Source organism: Mesorhizobium sp. M0938, from assembly GCF_040319125.1.
In the GTDB taxonomy this organism is placed as follows: domain Bacteria; phylum Pseudomonadota; class Alphaproteobacteria; order Rhizobiales; family Rhizobiaceae; genus Mesorhizobium; species Mesorhizobium robiniae.
Map to the genome: position 1 here is coordinate 12,742 of NZ_JAMYNS010000012.1, position 20,779 is coordinate 33,520.

At 63.2% G+C, this 20,779-nt stretch carries 20 protein-coding genes; 8 read left to right on the forward strand and 12 right to left on the reverse strand.

Annotated elements, in window-relative coordinates; genetic code table 11:
- Nucleotides 1-2 precede the first annotated feature (2 nt).
- From NKH73_RS21110 to NKH73_RS21125, 4 genes are all read right to left on the reverse strand, one after another.
- Nucleotides 3-1,100, reverse strand: a complete 1,098-nt coding sequence (locus NKH73_RS21110; protein WP_352935783.1) for an ABC transporter ATP-binding protein — start codon at nt 1,098-1,100, stop codon at nt 3-5.
- Nucleotide 1,101: 1 nt separating this feature from the next.
- The gene (locus NKH73_RS21115; protein ID WP_352935787.1) at nt 1,102-1,968 is read right to left on the reverse strand and encodes a carbohydrate ABC transporter permease; all 867 of its coding nucleotides are present in this window, start codon (nt 1,966-1,968) and stop codon (nt 1,102-1,104) included.
- Between the two features lie 2 nt (nt 1,969-1,970).
- Complete coding sequence (locus NKH73_RS21120) at nt 1,971-2,867, reverse strand: carbohydrate ABC transporter permease (protein ID WP_352935790.1); 897 nt, start codon at nt 2,865-2,867, stop codon at nt 1,971-1,973.
- A 144-nt stretch (nt 2,868-3,011) separates the two neighbouring features.
- Nucleotides 3,012-4,331 carry a type 2 periplasmic-binding domain-containing protein gene (locus NKH73_RS21125; protein WP_352935793.1) on the reverse strand — a complete coding sequence of 440 codons (1,320 nt, stop codon included), beginning with the start codon at nt 4,329-4,331 and terminating at the stop codon, nt 3,012-3,014.
- Nucleotides 4,332-4,493: 162 nt separating this feature from the next.
- Between NKH73_RS21125 and NKH73_RS21130 the strand changes: the two genes are divergently transcribed.
- Nucleotides 4,494-5,279 carry an IclR family transcriptional regulator gene (locus NKH73_RS21130; protein ID WP_352935796.1) on the forward strand — a complete coding sequence of 262 codons (786 nt, stop codon included), beginning with the start codon at nt 4,494-4,496 and terminating at the stop codon, nt 5,277-5,279.
- A gap of 67 nt (nt 5,280-5,346) precedes the next feature.
- The gene (locus NKH73_RS21135) at nt 5,347-6,183 is read left to right on the forward strand and encodes an amidohydrolase family protein (RefSeq protein WP_352935798.1); all 837 of its coding nucleotides are present in this window, start codon (nt 5,347-5,349) and stop codon (nt 6,181-6,183) included.
- 6 nt (nt 6,184-6,189) lie between these two features.
- On the opposite strand, the gene NKH73_RS21140 is transcribed toward NKH73_RS21135, so the two are convergent.
- From NKH73_RS21140 to NKH73_RS21175, 8 genes are read right to left on the reverse strand one after another with little or no spacing between them, the layout of a single operon-like run.
- Nucleotides 6,190-7,155 (reverse strand): ABC transporter permease, encoded by a 966-nt coding sequence (locus NKH73_RS21140; RefSeq protein WP_352935801.1) that lies wholly within the window; start codon nt 7,153-7,155, stop codon nt 6,190-6,192.
- Between the two features lie 5 nt (nt 7,156-7,160).
- The gene (locus NKH73_RS21145) at nt 7,161-8,111 is read right to left on the reverse strand and encodes an ABC transporter permease (protein ID WP_352935804.1); all 951 of its coding nucleotides are present in this window, start codon (nt 8,109-8,111) and stop codon (nt 7,161-7,163) included.
- Nucleotides 8,108-8,839, reverse strand: coding sequence for an ATP-binding cassette domain-containing protein (locus NKH73_RS21150; protein ID WP_352935807.1), 732 nt, complete (start codon nt 8,837-8,839; stop codon nt 8,108-8,110). Before NKH73_RS21150 ends, NKH73_RS21145 begins: the two co-directional genes overlap by 4 nt.
- Nucleotides 8,832-9,569, reverse strand: a complete 738-nt coding sequence (locus NKH73_RS21155; RefSeq protein ID WP_352935810.1) for an ATP-binding cassette domain-containing protein — start codon at nt 9,567-9,569, stop codon at nt 8,832-8,834. The genes NKH73_RS21150 and NKH73_RS21155 overlap by 8 nt, the downstream gene beginning before the upstream one ends.
- 57 nt (nt 9,570-9,626) lie before the next feature.
- On the reverse strand, nt 9,627-10,814 hold the full coding sequence (locus NKH73_RS21160; protein WP_352935813.1) for an ABC transporter substrate-binding protein: 1,188 nt from the start codon (nt 10,812-10,814) through the stop codon (nt 9,627-9,629).
- A gap of 22 nt (nt 10,815-10,836) precedes the next feature.
- Nucleotides 10,837-12,003, reverse strand: a complete 1,167-nt coding sequence (locus tag NKH73_RS21165) for an extracellular solute-binding protein (protein WP_352935815.1) — start codon at nt 12,001-12,003, stop codon at nt 10,837-10,839.
- Entirely contained in the window at nt 12,000-13,160 is a 1,161-nt protein-coding gene (locus NKH73_RS21170) for a CaiB/BaiF CoA transferase family protein (protein WP_352935817.1), read from the reverse strand. Before NKH73_RS21170 ends, NKH73_RS21165 begins: the two co-directional genes overlap by 4 nt.
- Before the next feature lie 3 nt (nt 13,161-13,163).
- On the reverse strand, nt 13,164-13,715 hold the full coding sequence (locus NKH73_RS21175) for a MaoC family dehydratase (RefSeq protein ID WP_352935819.1): 552 nt from the start codon (nt 13,713-13,715) through the stop codon (nt 13,164-13,166).
- A 191-nt stretch (nt 13,716-13,906) separates the two neighbouring features.
- Here NKH73_RS21175 and NKH73_RS21180 point away from each other — a divergent pair, with 191 nt between their 5' ends.
- From NKH73_RS21180 to NKH73_RS21205, 6 genes are all read left to right on the forward strand, one after another.
- Nucleotides 13,907-15,004, forward strand: coding sequence for a lactonase family protein (locus NKH73_RS21180; RefSeq protein ID WP_352935822.1), 1,098 nt, complete (start codon nt 13,907-13,909; stop codon nt 15,002-15,004).
- 92 nt (nt 15,005-15,096) lie between these two features.
- Nucleotides 15,097-16,614 (forward strand): S10 family peptidase, encoded by a 1,518-nt coding sequence (locus tag NKH73_RS21185; RefSeq protein ID WP_352935824.1) that lies wholly within the window; start codon nt 15,097-15,099, stop codon nt 16,612-16,614.
- Nucleotides 16,615-16,944: 330 nt separating this feature from the next.
- On the forward strand, nt 16,945-17,973 hold the full coding sequence (locus NKH73_RS21190; RefSeq protein WP_352935827.1) for a proline racemase family protein: 1,029 nt from the start codon (nt 16,945-16,947) through the stop codon (nt 17,971-17,973).
- Nucleotides 17,974-18,048: 75 nt separating this feature from the next.
- Nucleotides 18,049-18,633, forward strand: coding sequence for a DUF1349 domain-containing protein (locus NKH73_RS21195; RefSeq protein ID WP_352935830.1), 585 nt, complete (start codon nt 18,049-18,051; stop codon nt 18,631-18,633).
- Entirely contained in the window at nt 18,626-19,717 is a 1,092-nt protein-coding gene (locus tag NKH73_RS21200) for a Gfo/Idh/MocA family protein (RefSeq protein WP_352935833.1), read from the forward strand. The genes NKH73_RS21195 and NKH73_RS21200 overlap by 8 nt, the downstream gene beginning before the upstream one ends.
- Nucleotides 19,718-19,827: 110 nt before the next feature.
- A complete protein-coding gene (locus tag NKH73_RS21205; RefSeq protein ID WP_352935837.1) occupies nt 19,828-20,739 on the forward strand; it encodes a dihydrodipicolinate synthase family protein in 912 nt (303 codons plus the stop codon).
- Nucleotides 20,740-20,779 lie beyond the last annotated feature (40 nt).

Sequence of the window (20,779 nt, forward strand, 5' to 3'; positions counted from 1 at the left end):
CGTCAACCTCGCAATGTCTTGCCGGTATCGGCAGAGAACAGATGGGCCTGCGACAGGTCCAGGCTCATTTTCACCCGGTCGCCAGCCTTCAGCGGTTTTGGATTGAGCATGCGCGATACCCAGTCGCTGCCATTGAATTCGGCGAACACCAACGTCTCGTTGCCGAGCGGCTCGGTGACGGTCACCGGCAGTTCCAGCTGATGCACATCGGCATCTTCACCGGAGCTGATGCCGTGTCCCGTTGGATAGATATCGTCGGGCCTCAAGCCGAACACCACCTTGTCGCCGGTTTTGACATTGGCCTTGAACTGGCTGGGCAGGGGCAGCCTCTCGCCGCTGGCGAACTGCAATTGTCCGTCGTCGATTGTTGCCTCGTGCAAATTCATCGGCGGCGAGCCGATAAAGCCGGCAACGAAGCGCGTCTGCGGCCGGCGAAAGACCTCGTCTGGCGTGCCGACCTGCTCGATGAAGCCGTCGCGCATGATGACGATGCGGTCGGCGAGCGTCATCGCTTCGACCTGGTCATGGGTGACGTAGATCACCGTTGACCGGACCTTGGCGTGCAGCTTCTTGATCTCGGTGCGCATCTGCGTCCGAAGCTTGGCATCGAGATTGGAAAGCGGCTCGTCGAACAGGAAGACGTCGGGATCGCGCACGATGGCGCGACCCATGGCGACGCGCTGGCGCTGTCCGCCCGACAGCTGCGACGGCCGGCGGTCGAGCAGTTGGTCGAGACCGAGAATACCCGATGCCTCGGCGACGCGGCGGTCCATTTCTTCTTTCGCGGCCCCCGCGATCTTCAGCGAGAAGCCGAGGTTCTCGCGCACGGTCATGTGCGGGTAGAGCGCATAGGATTGGAACACCATCGAGATGTTGCGCGAGCGCGGCGGCAGGTCGTTGACCATGCGGCCGCCGATCTCGATCACCCCGTCGCTGATGTCCTCGAGGCCGGCGATCATGCGTAGGGTTGTCGACTTGCCGCAGCCGGACGGCCCGACCAGCGCGATGAACTCGCGGTCGGCGACCTCGAGATCGATGCCGTGCACCACGGCCACCGGGCCGTAGCTTTTGGTGAGTTTCTTCAGGGATACGGTTGCCATGTCAGCCTTTCACCGCGCCGGAGGTGAGACCGCCGACGAGATGTTTCTGGACGATGAAGGTAAGCGTGAGCGCCGGTATGATCATGACCACGGCCAGTGCGCACATGCCGCGCCAATCGATGGTGAATTCGGCCGTATAGTCGAGCAGGCCGACCGGCAGCGTCTTGGAGTTGATCGAGCGCGTCAGCTGCGAGGCCAGCGCAAACTCGTTCCACGAGGTGAGGAAGGCAAAGATGCCGGCTGAGGCGATGCCAGGCCCGGCGAGCGGAAACTCGACCTGCCAAAAAGCCTGCCAGCGCGTGCAGCCGTCGATCTGTGCCGCCTCGGCAAGGTCTTTCGGCACCTGGCGGAAAAAGCCGTCGATCAGCCAGATGGTGAAGGGCACGTTGAGTGCGACATAGACCAGGATCAGCCCGAAATGCGTGTCGATGATCCCGAGCCGCGCAAAGACGAAGAACAGCGGCAGCGACAGCGCGATGCCGGGCACTGTGCGCGTCAGCATCAGGCCGAGGAACATCGCCGACTTGGCACGGAAGCGATAGCGCGCAAAGGCATAGCCGCCGGCCATGCCGATGGCGATGGCGATCACCGTCGAGGTTACCGAGACGATCAGCGAATTGCGGAAATAGTCGAGCACCGGGATGCCGCCCTTGCCGACGCCGCTGAACATGGCGACGTAGGCGTCGAGCGAAAGTTCCTGCGGGATCCACACCGGCGGCTTGGCCATGATCTCGACGGTCGGTCGCAGCGACGACAGCACGATCCAGATGCCGGGCAGGCAGATTACCAGCATGGCCAAGAACAATCCGACGCCGTGAGCGATGCCGAGCGCCTTGTTGCGGACGCGATGCAGGCTGTTCTGATCCATCTTCACCACTCCGCCGCGATCTGCGTGCGCGCCGCGGCAAGCTTGCGGTAGAAATAGACGGTGAACAGGATCGACAGCAGGATCGAGAAATAGGCCATGGCGTTGGCCATGCCCATCCTGGCGTCGCTGTAGGCGGTGCGGGCGACGAGCGTCCATACGAGTTCGGTGCGGCCGGCGGGACCGCCGTCGGTCATGATCTTGACGATGTCATAGGCGCGCGCGACGTCGAGCGAGCGGATGGTCATGGCGATGAAAGCAAACGGCATGATGAAAGGCCAGGTGACATAACGAAATGTCTGCCACGGCGTGCAGCCGTCGACGCGGGCTGCCTCGACCGGTTCGCGCGGCATCGCCAGCAACCCGGCAAGGATCAGGATCGCGAACACGGAAGTCGACGACCAGATTTCGGCGGTGAGGATGGCAATAAAGGCGAGATTGCCGTCGATCAGCCACGGGATGGCGCGGTCGGTCAGGCCGAGCGCCTGCAAGGCGTTGTTCACCAGGCCGATATTGTCGTTGAACATGAATTTGAACTGGAAGCCGACCAGGATCGGCGAAAACATCATCGGGAACATCATGATGGTGCGCAGCACCCGCTGTCCGCGCGACGCCTTCTCCACCAGCAGCGCCAGCCCCAGCCCGATCAGCATTTCCAGATTGAGCGCGACCGTCAGCAGCACCACGGTGCGGGCGAAGGCGATCCAGAAATCCCCGTTGCTCAGGATGTTGACGTAATTGCGTGCGCCGATGAAGACCCAGAGTGTCTCCGGCTTGGTCAGCCGGAACGGCGTGAAGCTGGAGTAGAGCGAAAGCAGCAGCGGCAACACCACCACCGCCGCCAGCACGATGACCGCCGGAAGCAGCAGCAGCAATGGCGGCGAGGGTTTCCAGCCTTTCATGTCGATCCGGTTCTGGTTGGTGCCCGGACACCGAAGGCCCTCATCGGCGAGCTCGGATCGAGACAAAGCGTGTTGCGCATGGTCGGTCTAGAAATGGTTCGGGGGCGCCGCTCTTCGATAAGCGCAGCGCCCCCGTGGGAGATGTCAAAGCTTGCCGGCGTCTTCGAGGATCTGGGTGGCTTTGGCGGCAGCGTCGTCCAGAGCCTGCTTGGAGGTCTTGTCGCCGAGGATGGCCGCCTGCAACTCGGGATAAACGGCGTTGGAGATTTCGATCCATTCAGGCGTCTGCGGCACGGCGAAAGCGTGCTTTGCCTGTTCCTGGAAAGCCGCCAGCACCTCCGTCTTGTAAGGATCGCCAGCCGCTTGCTGGATGTCCCAGTCCCACACCGCGGTGCGGGTCGGCAGTGGTCCGCTTGCAGCTTCAAGCTTCTGGCTGTCCTCGTTGGTCAGGAACCAGACCAAAGATGCCGCGGCTTCCTTGCTGGCGCAGTTTTCGGTGACCGAAAACCCGTGATGCCCCGACCAGCCGGTGCGAATGCCGGCCGAACCCTTCGGCGCCACCTTCACCCCGACATTGCCGGCGACCTTCGATGATTTCGGATCGTTGAAGAACCCTGCCCAGCCCGGCCAGTCGAGATTGATGGCGACGGTGCCCGAGGCAAAGCCCTGGCCGAGATCGTCCCAGAGATAATTGGTGGTGCCGGCCGGCACCGCCTTGGCCTTGTAGAGATTGACGAACCAGTCGAGCGCCTGCACCCCTGCTTCCGAGTTGAAGGCGGGCTTGCCGTCCTTGTCGAGATATTCGCCGCCATCGGCGATGAGCATCTCGTAGAAGCGGCCGTTGATCGCCTCTTCCTTGCCGGCGAACTGGGTGCCATAGAAATCCGGCGGGCTGGCGAAGAATTCCGCCTGCTGGGCAACCTCGTCCCAGGTGTCGGGCGGCACCAGTTCGGTACCGTACTTGGCCTTGTAGGCGGTCTTCTTGGCTTCGTCCTGGTAAAGGCTCTTCTGGTAGTAGAGCGCCGAGACGTCGAACTGCGCGCGCGGCAGCATCACCAGCTTTCCGTCGAGCGTCGAGGCCTTGATCGTCGACGGCACGAAGGCGGCGACTTCCTCCTTGGGCAGCAGTGCGTTGAGATCGGTGTAGATGTCAGGATATTGCGGCGCAAAGGACGAATGGTTCGAGCCGACGCACCAGTTGATGCTGCCGGACGCGATGTCCGACTTGATTTCCTTGTCGAGCTCGAAGTGGTTCTTCTTCGAGATCACGTTGACCTTGGCGCCGGTCAGCTTTTCCCATTCCCCGATGCGCGCGTAGAGCCCTTCATATTGCTGGCCGCCGATCAGCTTGGCGTCGATGGTGACGCCGTCGAACTTGCCGGGCAGTTCGGCAGCAAAAGCAGTGCCCGCACCAAGCGCAAGCAGCGCCACGCCGGCCGATAGGCCGTAAAACAATCTGGTCATTTGGTTCCTCCCAAAAGCCTGTGTCGGCGAACTCGTATCGATCCGACTGCAGCGCTTCATTCATATACAAACAAAACATTTATGCAGCCGTCAAGTTGAAAGTTCTTTCCGGATGCTGGCTATTGTGCGTATATGAAAGTCGAAATTCACTGGGGAGCGAATATGGCGGAGGACGAGGACGATGACCGATATCGTGCCCCGGCGCTGGATAAGGGGCTCGACATTCTCGAGCTTCTGGCCGGCGTCGACGGCGGCTTGACGCAAGCGGAAATCGCCAAGAAGCTCGACCGCAGCCCCAACGAGTTCTACCGCATGCTGGACCGGCTGGTGCGACGAGGCTACGTCACGCGGCCCGACGGCGATCGTTATTCGCTGACGCTCAAGCTGTTTGGCCTGGCGCAGTTGCACGCGCCGGTGCGACGGCTGGTTTCCTACGCGACGCCGCTGATGCGCGAGCTTGCCGAAACCTCGCAGCAGGCAAACCAGCTTGTCGTCTTCGACCGCGGTTCCGCCGTGGTGATCGCGCAGCAGGAGGCTCCTGACTACTGGGGCATCTCGATCCGCGTCGGCTCGCATATCAGCCTGTTCGACACCGGCTCCGGACATGTGCTGCTGGCCTTCCGCTCGCCGGAAGAGCGGCAGATGATGATCTCCGAATATCTGCGCAGCACCGACAGGCCGCCTCAGTCACCGGAGTTCTTTGCCCGCCTCGACCAGGTCCGTGAGCGCGGCTACGAAATGATGGCGTCGCTGCAGACCGCCGGCGTGTTCAATTTGACGGCACCCGTTCTTGGCTCCGACGGCAGGGCAATCGCGGCGCTGTCGATCCCCTATATAACGCTGGTCAATGCCCCCAAGGCGCCCGACATTACCAGGACAATCGAATTGCTGCGGGCGGCGAGCGAAAAGCTCTCGCAACTGGCGGGATGGGCCGTCAACTCGAAGTGAATTCTTATTTGAATGAAGAATTTCTCCGTGAGATGATCCTGAAACGCCAGAGGAGGAGCGCGCCGTCATGATCTTCGATACCCATCTGCACCTGATCGACCAGTCGGCGCTACGCTATCCCTGGCTCTCCGGCGTGCCGGCGCTCAATCGCGATTTTTCCCACGACGAATATGCAGTCCAGGCTCGCCGCGCCGGCATAGAGGGCGCGTTGCACATGGAGGTCGATGTCGATCCAGCCGACATCGAGGCCGAGACCAGCCATGTGAAGGCGCTGTCACAACAGAGGGGTGGTCTGTTGCGCGGCGCAATCGCCTCCTGCCGACCGGAAGAGCCTAGCTTTGCCGCCTATCTGGAGACACAGCGCGCCGATCCCTTCGTCAAGGGTTTCCGCCGTGTGCTGCACGTCATGCCGGACGAGCTGTCGGAAGGCGCGCTGTTTCGCGAAAATATCAAGCGGCTTGCCGGCACCGGCCTGACCTTCGATCTCGTCGTTCTGCCGCATCAAATCCCAAGAGCGATCGCCCTCGCCGATCTCGCGCCGGACGTGCAGTTCGTGCTCGACCATTGCGGCGTGCCCGACATCAAAGGGGATGGTGAGCACCCATGGCGCGAGCATATGACGGAGATCGCGCGGCGTCCGAACGTCGTCGGCAAGATCTCCGGCGTGGTCGCCTATGCGGATGCCGGTTCCTGGACGGTTGAAACCCTGCGCCCTTATGTCGAACACACGATCGGCTGTTTCGGCTGGGGTCGCGTCGTCTGGGGCAGCGACTGGCCGGTCTGCACGCTTGGCGGCGGACTAGCGACCTGGGTGGCGGCGACGCATGCGGTGCTTGGCGGCGCAAGTGACAGCGAGCGGACGAAGCTGCTGTCCGGCAACGCGAAGCGGCTTTGGAGCTTGTAAGCCGCCTCAGATTGTCGCCGAGACGTGCCGCTCGCGTCCGTAGAGCGAAACCAGCAGCACGATGACCAGGCCAAGTGCTGCCTGCACGGTCGAGGGCCGGAAGCCGAGGCCGATCAGCAGCGTGTTGATTTCCGTCAGCACCAGCACGCCGGCGATGGTGCCGAAGTAATTGCCGCGGCCGCCGACAAGGGCGGCGCCGCCGACCACGACCGCCGCGATGGTCTGGAACAGATAGGGCTGGCCGACATCGCCATAGGCCGAACCGGTGAAGCCGAGCAGCAGCACACCGGCGGCAGCGGCGAAGAAGGCGCTTGCGGCATAGGTCACCATCCACATGCGGACCGGATCGATCAGCGCCAGCGGGGCAGCCCCGGGATTGCTGCCGAGCGCATAGAGGCGGCGGCCATAGGGCGTGCGTGCCAGCACCAGCGCCACCAGCAAGGTCAGCACCACCACGCATGGCACCAGCGCCGGCACCGGCAGCGGTCCGACCGAACCGCCAATCGAGACGAAGGCGGAAACGGCTGCAGGCGCCGATCCGGATGGAAAGCCGCCGGTCCATAGCAGGACGGCGCCTTGCACGATCATGCCGACGCCGAGCGTGACGATCAGCGGGTGGATGTCGAGCCCGCGCGAGATCAGGCCGTTCAGCGCCCCGATCAGGATGGCGAGTACGCCGACAATGACGCAGACAAAAGCAAAATTCCAGCCGGCGCCGTAGAGCTGTGCCGCAACGACATTGGCGAAGCCGATGATGAAGGGAATCGACAGGTCGATGCCGCCGAGAATGACGACGAGCGTTTGGCCGATCGATGCCACCGCCAGCAGCGAAGCGATGACCAGCAGCGCACGGATGGCAAACGGCGCGGAATACCCCGGGATGAGCAGCGTGCCGACAATCTGCAAGGCGGCAGCGACCGCAAAAGCGCCGGCGACGCGGGCATTGGTGGACTGAAACCAGGTCTGGCTCATGCTTCTCAGCCTTTCCGTCCCGAGAGCCGTTCCTGCAGCGCCGTCATGATGACGGCCACGACCAGAATGACCCCATAGGCGATCTGCAGCACATAGGTGGAGACGTTGAAGGCGGTCAGCACGCTCTGCAGCAGGAAGATGTCGATGGCGCCGATCGCGGCGCCTAGAAGTCCGCCGCGCCCGCCGGCAAGGCTGACGCCGCCGAGCGCCACCGCGGCGATGGCGATCAGCGTGTAGGTCGGTCCGATATTGGGATCGGCCGAACCGATCAGCGCCGTCAGCATCAGGCCCGCGCAGGCGGCGAGAATGCCTGTTATGACATAGGCGATGAAACGGACTTTGGTGACCGGAACGCCGGCCGTGTAAGCGGCGCGGTCGTCGCTGCCCACCGCCATCAGCTGGTCGTAGTAAGGCGTGCGCCGCACCAGCCACCAGAACAGGAAGATCAGCGCCAGCGGCAGTGCCGACCAGGGCCCCGCCATAGCCTTCAGCCAGACCGGCGCCGGGCCGATCGGCGCCGGCAGGATGGTCAGCGTCATGCCGGTCAGGATCAGATAGGTGCCGAGCGTGGCGACGATCGGCTGGATGCGAACGACGGTCGCCAAAAAGCCGTTGGCGGCACCGATGATCGCGCCAATCAAAAGCGCTGCCGGCACGATGACCAGCGGCGAAGACATGCCGAGCTTGAGAAACAGCAGCTGGATCACGATCGCATTGACGAAGCCCATCAGCGGCCCGACGGAAATGTCGATGCCGCCACGCCCGGCCAGGATGACTGGAGCCGAGGCAAGTGCTGCGCCGATCAATGGCGCGGCGAGCCCGATCAGCGCGCCCCAGGCGGAAGGATGGAAGCGTGTCGGATTGAGCAGCAGATTGACCGCGATCAGGATGACCAGCAGCACGGTCGCGAAGCCCGCGCCACGCCATCGCTCCGCCATGCGCCGTAACCCGCTCATGCCGCGCGTCCGAACATGGCGGCGATCACCGTATCGCTTTTCATCTCGTCTCCGGTGATTTCGGCCGCCACCTGCTGTTCGCGGAAAACCAGCACGCGATGGCAAAGCAGGAGGATCTCCTCGATCTCGCTCGACAGGATGACCAGAGCCATGCCGTCCGCCGCCAGTCCCCGGAAGACATCGTAGAGAACATGGCGCGTCGCCACGTCGACACCGCGCGTCGGATCGTTGAGGAGCAGGATCGCCGGCTCCAGCGCCAGCGCCCTGGCCAGCAGCACTTTCTGCTGGTTGCCGCCGGACAGCGTGGTGATCGAGGCATCCGGCCGCGGCGCGACGATGGAGAGTTTTTCGCGGTAGGCCTCGTAGCGCCGCCGCCGCGCAGTGAAGTCGAGCAGACCGAAACGCATGTCGCGCGACAGTGTCGAGACGGCAAAATTGTCGAGCACCGACTGGGTCGGAAAGATGCCGGTGGCGCGCCGGTCGCGCGGCAAATAGGCGATGCCGCTGGCGACGGCTTTGCGGAAGCTGGTGATCGCGCGCGCATCGATGGTCACATCGCCGGCGGCCGGCCGGTCCAGCCCGGCCAGCACTTTCAGGAATCTCTCCTGCCCATGGCCGTCGAGACCGGCAAGACCCACGATCTCGCCCGGCGCAATCGTCAATGTCACGGGGCTTGCGCCCGGCGCGATCACCACGCCGCGCACCGAAAGGCTGGCGCGCTCAGCCATGAGCCAACTCCGCCGCCGTGCGTGGTGCCATCGCCTTGAGAAGCTCGGCTGCGGTGGACGTGCCGCGTTCCTCGGTCGTCACCACGCTGCCGCCGCGCAGCACGGAAATCCGGTCGGAAAGCGCCATCACCTCGTCCATGCGATGGGTGATGAACAGGATCAGGCAGCCTTCCGAGGCAAGCTTGCGCATCATGGCGAAAACCGCCTCGCGGTCGGCGAAGTCGAGCGCGGCGGTGACCTCGTCGAGAATGAGAATGCGCGGATTGCGGACTACGGCACGGGCAAGCACGACCAGCTGCTGGACCGCCAGCGGCAATTGCCCGGCCAACTGGTCGAGCGGGATCTCGGTCACCGCGAACTGTCTCAGCACCGCTTGCGCGCGCTGCCGCCGCTCGGCGCGTGGCACGGTGCGCGTCAGCAAGCCGTCGAGGCCGAGCAGGATGTTATCCGTCACCGAACGGTCAGGCGCGATCAGCACTTCCTGGAACACGGTGGCGAAACCGGCAGCCTGGAACGCCGCCGGCCCGAAGCCGGCAAAGGGCGCTCCGTCGAGCAGGATCGTGCCGCTGTCCGGCTGGACAATTCCCGACAGCAGCTTGACCAGGGTGCTCTTGCCCGAACCATTCTCGCCGAGGATGGTGTGGATCGTGCCGGCGCGGAACGCGATGGAGGCATTCGCGAGAGCGATCGTTTCGCCGTAGCGCTTCGAGACACCCTGGACTTCCAGCATAAGGGATTCCTGATAGGGAAAAGCCGGCGCCGCCTGCGCGGAGCCGGCTTCATGAACTTACTTGGCGCAGGCGTCCGGCACCTTCGAATAATCCCAGCCCTTGGTCGGCGCCGGATTGGCGAAATAGGCATCGAGCCATTCTTCCGGCATCGGATCTTGCGGCGGAACCGGGAAGATCGAGACGGCGTCCGCCGTCATGCAGTCCTTGTACCAGGTACCGAGATCGGCATTGTGGACCGGCGGAATCGGGATCAGCAGCGTGTTGAGCTTTGGCTTTTGTCCGTCGAGCATACGCGCTCCGATGCGGAACAATGTCTCGGCGGTCCAGTGCGGCAGAACTGCATGGCCTTCGAAGCGATATTTGTCCGGATTGGCTTTCCAGTAGCCGAGCGCGTCGCCGGTGATCGAGCCGGTGATGAGCGGGGCAGGGCGGCCGGCTTCGGCAAAGGCCTCGGCGACGACGCGGCTTTCGCTACCCGTCGTCCACACCGCATCGATCGGCGCCGGATTGGTGGCGATCGCCTGCAGCACGGTCGTCTTGGTGACGTTCGCCGTCCAGTTGCCGTTGACGCTGCGCGAGACCTTGAGCTTAGGGTTCTCGGCCAGCGCCTTGTCGGCGCCCTGACGCTCCTGCACGACGATCGGATGACCGGCGATGCCTTCGACCAGAAGCACGCTGCCGCCGTCCGGTATTGCCTTGCCGATCGCCGTCATCATGTCGTAGCCCCAGCGGGCATAGTTGGAATCGACATTGATGGCATTCGGGCTAGTCACCGACCCAGCCGCGGTGATGAAGGGGATGCCGGCTTTGGCGGCGGCATCGATGGCGTCGTCCAGTGCAGTCGCCGAGCCGGGGATCGAGGTGATGATAGAGCATTTCTTGTCGATGAAGGCGCGGATCTGGTTGATCTGCTGGCTGGCATCATTGTTGGAATCCGACACTTCGAAGCTCGCCACCGTGCCGTCGGCGATCAGTCTTTCGACAAGCCGCTTCAACTCCTTGGTGACGGTGACCCGCCACGGATTGCCCTGGTAGGATTCCGAGTGGCACCATTTCCACGGCTTCGCCGGCGGCGTGAAATTGTCCCACGCCGATGGCAGGATTGTCTGCGGCGCGCCGTCATATTGCGCCTTCAGTTCGCTCGGCAGTCCACCGATTACGCCCGAAACGTCCTGGGCGCAGGCAATTGTCGTGATCGATGCAAGGGCGGTCGCAGCCATAAGGCTGCGGATCAGGCTGTTCATGTTCTCCTCCATTTAAGTTGTTTCAGGCTCCTCCACCGGCAGCGCCGGACACCCGCAACGGGAAACTCTCCAGAAACAGGCGATTGAGATCGGCGACGACGCGGCCGGCATCGTGCTTTTCGGTCAGGCCGAGATTGATGCGATCGGACGCAGCCTGCTGGAAGGCCATGTAGCCATCGTGCCGTGGCCTGACCCAGGCGCCTTCGAGTGTGGCGCGCGTATCCTTGTAGAAATTGCCGGCGGCTGCATTGACGGCCGTATCGTCCCAGGCCGCGGCATGGCCGGGCTGGCCGCCGGCCGCGGCATAGAGACCTTGCTGCACCTCGCGGCTGGCGATCCAGTAGGCAAAGTCGATGGCCGCCTGCTTGGCCTTCGAAAAGGCCGACACGGCAATGCCGGTTCCGCCCAGCGCCGAGCCGACCGGGCCGGCATTGCCGACGGCCGGGATGTCCGCGAAGGCCAGGCTGTTGGTCCGGAACCCGGCAATGGCATAGGAGACATAGCCATAGATCAGCGGCGCACAGGCGATCCGCGAGCCGGATCTGGCCATTTCCTCCAGGACGTCGATAGGGTCCATGCCAAGGCAGGCCGGGTCGACGAGAGCCGTGATCTCACGCATCATCTCGAAAACGCGGCTGCCCGTTGCCGGATCGATGTGATCGCCAGGCTCTTCGGTGGCCGGCCGGCCGAGATTGCCGGCAAGCGTGTAGAACACCATCAGCGAATGCGGCGGCCTCAGCGGCAACAGCACGCGGCCCTGCCGCGCCAGGTCGAGCACGTCGGGCCAGTTCGTCGGGGCGGCAGAAAGCATGTCCGGCCGCCACGCCTGCACCTGGCTCGCCGTATCGATCGGAAACGCCCACTGCCGGCCTTGCCAGTTGTAGCTCGGATAGGATCGTCCGACGCTGCCCGCCGCCAGTGCCGCACGCTCCGCTTCACGGCCCGCGACATCGAGCGGCGCCAGGCAATTCTCGGCGGTGATCTGGCCGACATGCGGATGATCGATGACGATCAGATCGTAGGCACGGGCCAATTCCTCGACCGGGAAGGATTCGAAATCCTGCAGCGAGCGCTTATCCCATTCGATGGTAACGCCGGTCCGTTCCTTCCACAGCGCCGAACAGGCGACCATAGGATCGTAGCCGCGCGGATGGCTCCAGGTCATGCCTTTGAGCCTCACGTCGCTCACAGCCCGAACTCCTTGCGGATCTTTGCGCTGTGCTCGCCGATGCGTGGCGCGGCGCGCTCGACCTTGGCGCGGACGCCATCGACCCGGAGCGGGGAGCGCGTGGTGAGGATCGAGACGTCATCCTCGCGCGTCACCGTCTGCAGCATGTCGAGCACCTGAAAGCCCTCGCTGGCCATCATCTCCGGCCAGGTCAGCACCTTGGCGCACCAGATGTCGGCAGGCTCGAGGATGGCGAGCCATTCGTCGACCGTCTTCGTCGAGATTTGTTGCGCGATGATCGCCTTGATCTCGTCACGGGCGGTGAACCATGTCGACGGCTGGTCGCGGTAGGGCGCTAGCTCTGCGAGCCCCAGAAGATCGGCGAGCTTCGGGATCGGCGTCATGGCGATCGCCAGATAGCCGTCCTTGGCCGGATAGACGCCGTAGGGCGCCGACAGATAGGCATGGGCGCTGCGGAAGGCCGATCGCCGCGGCAGGCGGCGGCCGTCATTGAGATGCGTGGTCAGCACCTCGAACTGGAAGTCGACCAGCGCTTCGAGCAGGCTGGTCTCGACATGGCTGCCGGTGCCGGTCACGCCGCGCCGCACCAATGCGGCAAGGATGCCTTGCGCGGCGGCGGAACCCGCCAGCATGTCGGCGATCGCCAGGCCGAAGGGCACCGGTCCCTGGTCCTCGTCGCCGTTCAGCCACATCACGCCGGAACGGGCTTGCGCCAGCAAATCCTGCCCAGGCCGCTTGACCCAGGGGCCTTCCTCGCCATAGCCGCTGATCGAGGCGTAGACCAGACGTGGGTTGATCTTGCGCACCGCCTCATAGTCGAGGCCCAGGCGCTCGATGACGCCTGGCCGAAAGTTCTGGATCAGCACGTCGGCCTTGGCCAGCAGGCCGCGCAGCGCCGCAAGGTCGGCCTCGTCCTTGAGGTCGATGGCGAGACTTTCCTTGGCCCGGTTGATGGCATGGAAGATTGTGGAATCGCCGCCGATCTCGGTGTCGCTGAGATAAAGCCGGCGCGACAGGTCACCGCCGTCCGGCCGCTCGATCTTGATGACGCGGGCACCGAGGTCGAGCAGCCGCAGCGAGCAGTAAGGGCCCGACAGGAACTGGCTCATGTCGACGACGACGAGCCCGGTCAGCGGCAATTCGGTAGTGGCGGCCATCGCCTATTTCTCCGTCTTGCCGGCGAAATCGGCCGGATTGCGATATTTCACCGTCTGCAGGTGCTCGCAATAAAGCACGAGCTCTCCTTCACCCTTGAAGACTTCATAGCTGGCGCGGATCAGACCCATCTCTTTGTATTTGGGTTTCTTGTCGAGATTGGAGCGGATCGAATAGATCGTGTCGCCGATGAACACCGGCTTGATGAAGCGCAGTTTGTCGTAGCCATAGGAGAAGGCGTTGATGCAATTGGTGGCAACGAGCCCGAGCCCGGCCGAGAACACGAAGGCGCCGGCGACCAGGCGCTTGCCGAATATGCCTTCCGTTTCGGCGAACATCTGGTCCTGCACGTAAGGGTGGATATCGAGCACCAGCGCGTTGAAAAGGTGGCTATCGCCCTCGGCCATGGTCCTGCGTAGCGAACGGATTTTCTGGCCGACCGGCCAGTCCTCGTAGAACCAGTTCTCCGCGTTCCAGACCGGGAGATCGGCGTGGTCCTTCGGCATGTTGGCGGGATGTGTCGACGCCACGCCGACGGTCGGCGCGAAACCAGTCATGACGGTATCCGTTGGAAGCATGGATCATCCGTCCGGGCGCGCCGCGGACCAGCGAATTGCATGATCGATCCTCCCGTCAATCTTCTTTTGTGAATACTATTTTCACATATGGGGTTGTGTTGCAAGCGTGAACAGGCGAAATTTTGCTCGGATCCGCAGCGGGCAACGCCGGCGGAACAAGGGAGGATTTGATGCAGAATGCCTGTCTGGTCTTCGTGGGCAGCCTCAACCGCGAGGCGCCTTATTTTCAGGGCGCGCGCGGTGTCGGGCTGGGTGTCTACAGCTTCGACGAAGAAACGCTGGAGACGAGGAAGTTGGCCGAAACGGGTGACGTCGACAATCCGACCTTCCTGTCGGTGACGCCGGACGGTTCCCACATCTATGCCAACTCCGAAGTGTTCGCCTGGCGTGAAGGCGTGGTCTCGGCCTACCGCTTCAACAGGCAAACCGCCGCGCTGTCCTACATCAACAAGCAGCCCAGCCTCGGCAGCATCACGGCGCACAACACCATCACGCGCGACGGCACGAAGCTGCTGGTCGCCAATTACGGCATGGGCGAAGGCGGTCCCGATCGCTCGGTCGTTGTCTATGGATTGCGCGAGGATGGTGGCCTGACCGCACCCTTGTCGAGCGTCGCCCATGCCGGAACTGGTCCTGACACAGCTCGTCAGGAACGCCCCCATGCTCACAGCGTCACCGAGACGGTTGCCGGCGGCGTGGCGATCGTCGCCGATCTCGGCATCGATCGGCTTGTCTCGTACCGCATCGGGCCTGATGGCAGCCTGACCAGACTGGCGGAGTCGGTGCTTGCCTCAGGCGCCGGCCCACGTCACGTGGCGCTGCATCCTGGCGGCCGCTTCGTGTTCGTCATGAACGAACTGGATTCAACGATAGTGTCGCTCGCGCTCGACGATGTGCCAGGAAGGCTCTCGGTCATCGACACGAAGCCGGCCGTGCCGGCCGCGGCGCGCGACGGCAATCATTGCGCCGACATCCAGATCTCGCCCGACGGCCGCTTCCTCTACGGATCCAACCGCGGCCACGACAGCGTCGTGGTGTTTTCCGTCGACCAGGAAACAGGCACGCTTGCGCTGGTCGATTACACGTCCTGCGGGGGCGCCACGCCGCGCAATCTGGCGCTGACACCCTCGGGCCGCCACCTCTTCTCCGCCAATCAGAACGCCGACCGCATCTCGATTTTCGCGCGCGACGCGGCCACGGGCCGGCTGGCCGACACCGGGCGATCGATCGATGTCGGCACGCCGATGTGCGTGAAGATCGTGCGTTAAAGCCATCGGTCCTCCCAGGGCACGCACGGTCCTGTGATTTCGGCTGAGCCATCAGCGTGGTAGCTTCCAGTCGTTTCCGCCCCGGAGTCGTCATGCGTACCAAGCTGCTAGAAATCACCCTCGCTATGCTGCTGCTGGTTGGCGGCGTTCCAGCCGGCCATGCGGAAGTGGCCGAGCGGCCGTCGCCTTCGGGTGGCGTTCTGTCGCTGCTTCCGCCGCCCCAGATCTCCGATCATTCGATCGTGATCGCGGGGCGTACGCTGAACTACCAGGCAAAGGCCGGCACTCTGTCGTTGCTATCCGGCAAGGGCGACGTCACCGCGGAAATTTTTCATGTCGCCTACACACTGCGTCCCGAGCCAAGCCGGGAGCCTGATCCCAAGCGCCCGATCACGTTCGTATTCAACGGTGGTCCGGGCGCGGCTTCCGCCTATCTGCATCTCGGCGCGCTCGGTCCACGCGTCATGGCGACGGCGGCTAATGGAAGCTTTCTTCCATCGCCGCAGAAGCTTTTGGACAACCCGAACACATGGCTCGACATGACCGACCTGGTCTTTGTCGACCCGGTCGGAACCGGTTACAGCCGCGAAGCACCCGGCACCGAGGCACGCAGCTTCTGGGGCGTCAACCAGGACGCCGCCTCGATGGGCGCCTTCATCAGGCTTTATCTGGCACAGGCGGGCCGCACCGCGTCGCCGGTGTTTCTTGCTGGCGAAAGCTATGGCGGGTTTCGAGCGGCGCTGCTTGCCAAGACGCTTCAGGAAGATATCGGCATCAGTCCGAGCGGTATCGTGCTCATCTCGCCGGCGCTTGAATTCACCCTCGTGCGGCCAGACGAGTTCCAGCCGCTCCACTGGGCGCTCGAGCTCCCGTCGCTGGCGGCGGTGCGCCTGCGCAGTGAAGGCGTTACCGGTTCCGAGCTGCAAGAGCGGTTGGCCGATGTCGAACGCTATGCGCTTGGCGACTATCTCGTTGCGCTTGCCGGCGGGCTCGAAGAGGGTGGGCGCTTGGCGAGCCCGCGCGTGGCCGAAATCACCGGCCTGCCGCTCGAACTCGTCAAACGAAACTTTGCACGCATTCCCACCGCACTCTTCGCCAGGGAGTTTGCCCGGGCAAGGGGCAATGTTCTCAGCGCCTATGACGGCACGATCGAAACGGCGGACATCGCCCCGGAAAGCCTGAGGTATAGCGGCCCTGATCCAGTGCTCGATCGAAGCGTGCCGGTGCTCACTTCGGCCTTTGTCGGCTATATCAGTGAGGAATTGAAATTCCGCACCGATCTAAGTTACCGGCTTCTCAACCGTGAAATCAGCGGCAATTGGGATTACGGGACGAGCCCGACGCGCCAGGGCTATGTCGGCGTGATGGATGACCTTCAGCAGGCGCGCGCGTTGAACCCCGGCCTCGGCGTTTTGATCGTCAACGGCTACACCGACCTGGTGACACCCTATTTGGTGTCACGCTACCTTGTCGGCCAGGTTCCTTCGCTTCCTGGCGCAAAGCCCATCCGCGTCGACCTGCTGGAGGGCGGTCACATGATGTATTTCAGGCCGGAGAGCCGGCGCGCGCTGAGAGAGGCCGCATCCGAGCTTTACCGAACGCCGAACTGAACGGTTTTGTGAAGCAATTTTCGCCTTCCGAATTTGAAAGACGCTTTGGCCGCCTTCGAACGATGCGTGCGGCCATGAATGCGGCGACTGCGACCGGATAGTCGATCATCACCTGATGGTCTTCGTCTAATCCTAGGATCCAGCCGGCATCACTGCGTGCATGACGCCGGCCTGAATGCCGGACGCCAACTCTTTTCGATGAGCGCATTGACAAAAAATCATCGCCGCAATAATCCAATATATTGGATGCAATACGTAGATCGCTTGCGAACAGAAGCATGCCGGGCGCGTGATGATCGTCGACAAACCTGGACCTGAGGATAGAAGCCAATGAACCTGGATCGCGTCATCACGGTCGTCGGGGCCCATGCCGAAGGCGAGGTGGGCCGGGTGATCACCGGCGGCGTCCTGACGCCGCCCGGTGCCACGATGTTCGAGCGCATGGAGGCCCTGGAACGCGATAGCGCATGGCTCCGCAACATGCTGCTGTTCGACCCGCGCGGCAGCGTCAATGCAGCCGTCAACCTGATCACGCCGCCGATACGCGCCGATGCCGATATCGGCATGATCGTCATGGAGTCGGATTATTTCGTGCCGATGTCGGGGTCGAACCTGATCTGCACGGTCACGGTCGCCCTCGAGGCGGGCATGATCCCGATGCGCGGCGCTGAGACCATTGTCAGGGTGGATACGCCGGCCGGCCTGGTCGAGGTGACGGCGGACTGCAGTGGTGGCAAATGCCGCCGCATCACGTTCCGCAACATCCCGTCCTTCGTCATGCATCGCGACCGGATGGTCGACGTGCCCGGGATCGGTTCGCTGCGGGTCGACGTCGCCTATGGCGGCATGATCTACTGCATTGTCGATGCCGAGGATGTCGGCGTGACGCTGGCCCGCGACGAGGCGCGCGACCTGATCGAGCTCGGCGAGCGCATCAAGGCCGCCGCCGCCGAACAGCTTCCCTCGATCCATCCGGAAAACCCGTCGATCAACACCATCAACCAGACCGAGTTTGCCGGTCCGCTGCGGGTCGTCGATGGCGTGAAGACCTCGAAGAATGCTGTTGTCGTCTCTCCCGGCCGGCTCGACCGTTGCCCCTGCGGTACGGGAACCTCCGCGCGCATGGCATTGCTGCACGCACGCGGCGATCTCGCTGTGGGCGAGAAATTCCGGCATACCTCGATACTCGACACCGTCTTCGATTGCCGCATCGTTGGAACGGCCACGACGGGCAATGTGCCCGCGGTGGTGACGGAGATCTCCGGGCGCGCCTGGCTGACCGGAGTGAGCCACTACGGGGTTGATCCGGAGGATCCCTTCCCGGAGGGCTATCGCCTGTCGGACACCTGGTTCAGGTAACCGCAGAAACTTCGCCGGCTAATCAAACTGCGCAAGACCCATCACGCAACACGAACCGGACAGGCAAGCAAACCGATGACGAAATCAAAGAATACCGACCTGACCTGGCTCAACCCGCCACCACACCACGCGTTTTCCGGCAACACTTTAAATGTGCACACCGGCAAGGAGACCGATTTCTGGCGCGAGACATTCTACGATTTCTGGCGGGACAGCGGTCATTTCCTCTATCGCCAGGTCGAAGGCGACTTCAGCGCCGAGGTCACGGTCAAGGGCGACTACAAAGTGCTCTACGACCAGGCCGGATTGATGGTCCGGTTGAGCGAGACGCACTGGGTCAAGGCCGGCATCGAGTACACCGACGGGCTGATGTACTTCTCCGTCGTCGTCACCAACGACGCTTCCGACTGGTCGCTGGTCAGCATTCCGGCAAGTCCGGACGGCGTCAGGATTCGCTTGACCCGGCACGCCGAAGCGATCCGCGTTCAATATCTCGATGCGTCCGACGGCCACTGGAAGCCGGTGCGGCTTGCCTATTTCCCGCCCTCGAAAACGATCGATGTCGGCATGATGTGCTGCTCGCCGCAACGCGAAGGTTTCGAAGTGACATTCAGTGATTTTTCGGTTGGTCCGGCGATTTCGAGGGAACTCCATGACTGAGATGACTGAGACATCCCAAGTGGCGCCGGCCGCCAGCCGCGCGCGTCGAGATGCGGGCAAGGTCCGCTGGGCGATCGTGGGAGCAAGCCAGATCGCCCGCTCTTGGGTCGCCAAGGCGATCCAGTCCGTGCCGGATGCGGATTTGGTGGCCGTTGTCAGCAGGAGTGCGGAGCGCGGCCGTGCATTCGCCAACGATCTCGGGATACCGGTATCCGCGACAAGCCTCAAATCCCTTCTTGCCGAAACCGCGCTCGACGCGGTCTACGTCTCGACGAACAATGACAGGCATTGCGACGACACGCTCGAGGCTGCGGCAGCCGGCCTGCACGTGCTTTGCGAAAAGCCGCTGGGGCTGACGCTATATGATGCCGTCAAGATGGCCAGGGCCTGCGACAGCGCCGGCATAGTCCTGGCGACAAACCATCATATGCGTGGCGCGGCGACGCACAGGGCCATCCGCGACCTGGTGCAAACAGGCCAGATCGGCCGGCCGCTTGCCGCACGTGTGATGTATTGTGAATACCTGCCCAAGGAATTGCAGACCTGGCGCACGAAGGACAAGGAACAGGGCGGGGTCATCTACGACCTGACCGTGCACAATGTCGACGTTCTGCGCTTCGTCCTTGCGGACGAGCCGGTCGAGGTCATGTCGATGAAGGCGAGCAGCCTGATCGGCGAGAATGGCGTGGAGGACCAGGTGCAATCCATCGTCAATTTCGCTTCCGGCTTGATAGCCTACATGCATGAGGGCCAGGTCTTCGCCCATCACGAGACCGCGCTTGAGATCCATGGCACCGAGGGGTCGATCTATGGCCGGGGCATCCTGGATGAGGCGCCGTCCGGTCAGGTCTATCTTCGCCGCGGCACCGAGATGACGGAAATCCCGGTCGAGACCGCCAACCTCTACGCCACCACGATCGCCCAGTTCGACGCGGCAGTGCTTCATGGCGAACAACCGGCGGCGACGGGCTGGGACGGGGTCGCCTCGCTTGCCACGGCACTGGCCGTCAGGCGTTCGGCACAAGAGGGGGTGCGTGTGTCCGTGCCGCGCTTCGAGGGAAATCCGCCCGTTCCGGTGGCATGACATGCCCGTATAGGCGTTGCCGCAAGGTCGATTTCAGGGTGGACTTTCAGATAGAATATTGTAGATTGGATACATTATTGCGAAATGTGAGTCCAAGGAGAGACCAGACGATGACGCATTGGCAGGGGGTATTCCCGGCGGTTACGACCAAGCTCGACCAGGACGGTTCGATCAATCTCGAAGCGACGAAGGCAAGCATCAACCGTCTGATCGACAATGGCGTTTCCGGCATCATCGTGCTGCCGATGCTCGGCGAGAATGCCTCGCTGCTGCCGCAGGAGAAGGAAGCCGTCATCCGGGCCGCGAAGGAAGCCGTTGCCGGCCGCGTTCCGCTTCTCTCCGGCTTGGCCGAGATTTCGACCGCAGGCGCGGTCGCTGGCGCGCGCAAATTCCAGGATTACGGCGCCGAAGGGCTGATGGTGTTCCCGAGCCTCGGCTACAAGACCGACCCGCGCGAGACGGCGGAATGGTACAAGGCGATCGCCGGCGCCAGCGACCTGCCGATCATGATTTACAACAACCCAATCGCCTATGGCGTCGACGTCACGCCCGCCATCCTCGAGGTGCTGGCTGATTGCCCGACCATCGTGGCGGTCAAGGAAGAGACCGGCGACGTGCGCCGGGTCACCGACATGTTCATCGCGCTGGGCAATCGCTTCGATATCTTTTGCGGCGTCGACGACCAGATCGTCGAGAGCATGTCGCTCGGCGCTACGGGCTGGGTTTCGGGCATGACCAATGCCTGGCCGAAGGAATGCGTCCAGATTTTCACCCTGTGCGCGGCCGGGAATTTTGCCGGGGCACGCGACCTCTATCGCGTCATGACGCCGTCCTTCCACCTCGATACGCATGTGAAGCTCGTTCAATACATCAAAATGGCCGAGCACCTCGTCTACGGCGCGCCCGAATGGACCAGGGCGCCGCGACTGCCGCTGGCCGGCGAGGAGCGCGAGCGCGTCATCGCCACGATCACCGCAACGATCGAACAGCTCAAGCAGATGCAGTCACGCCGGGCTGCCTGATCTCACGCGAACGTCTGGGTCGAGGGGCAAAGCTCCGCGT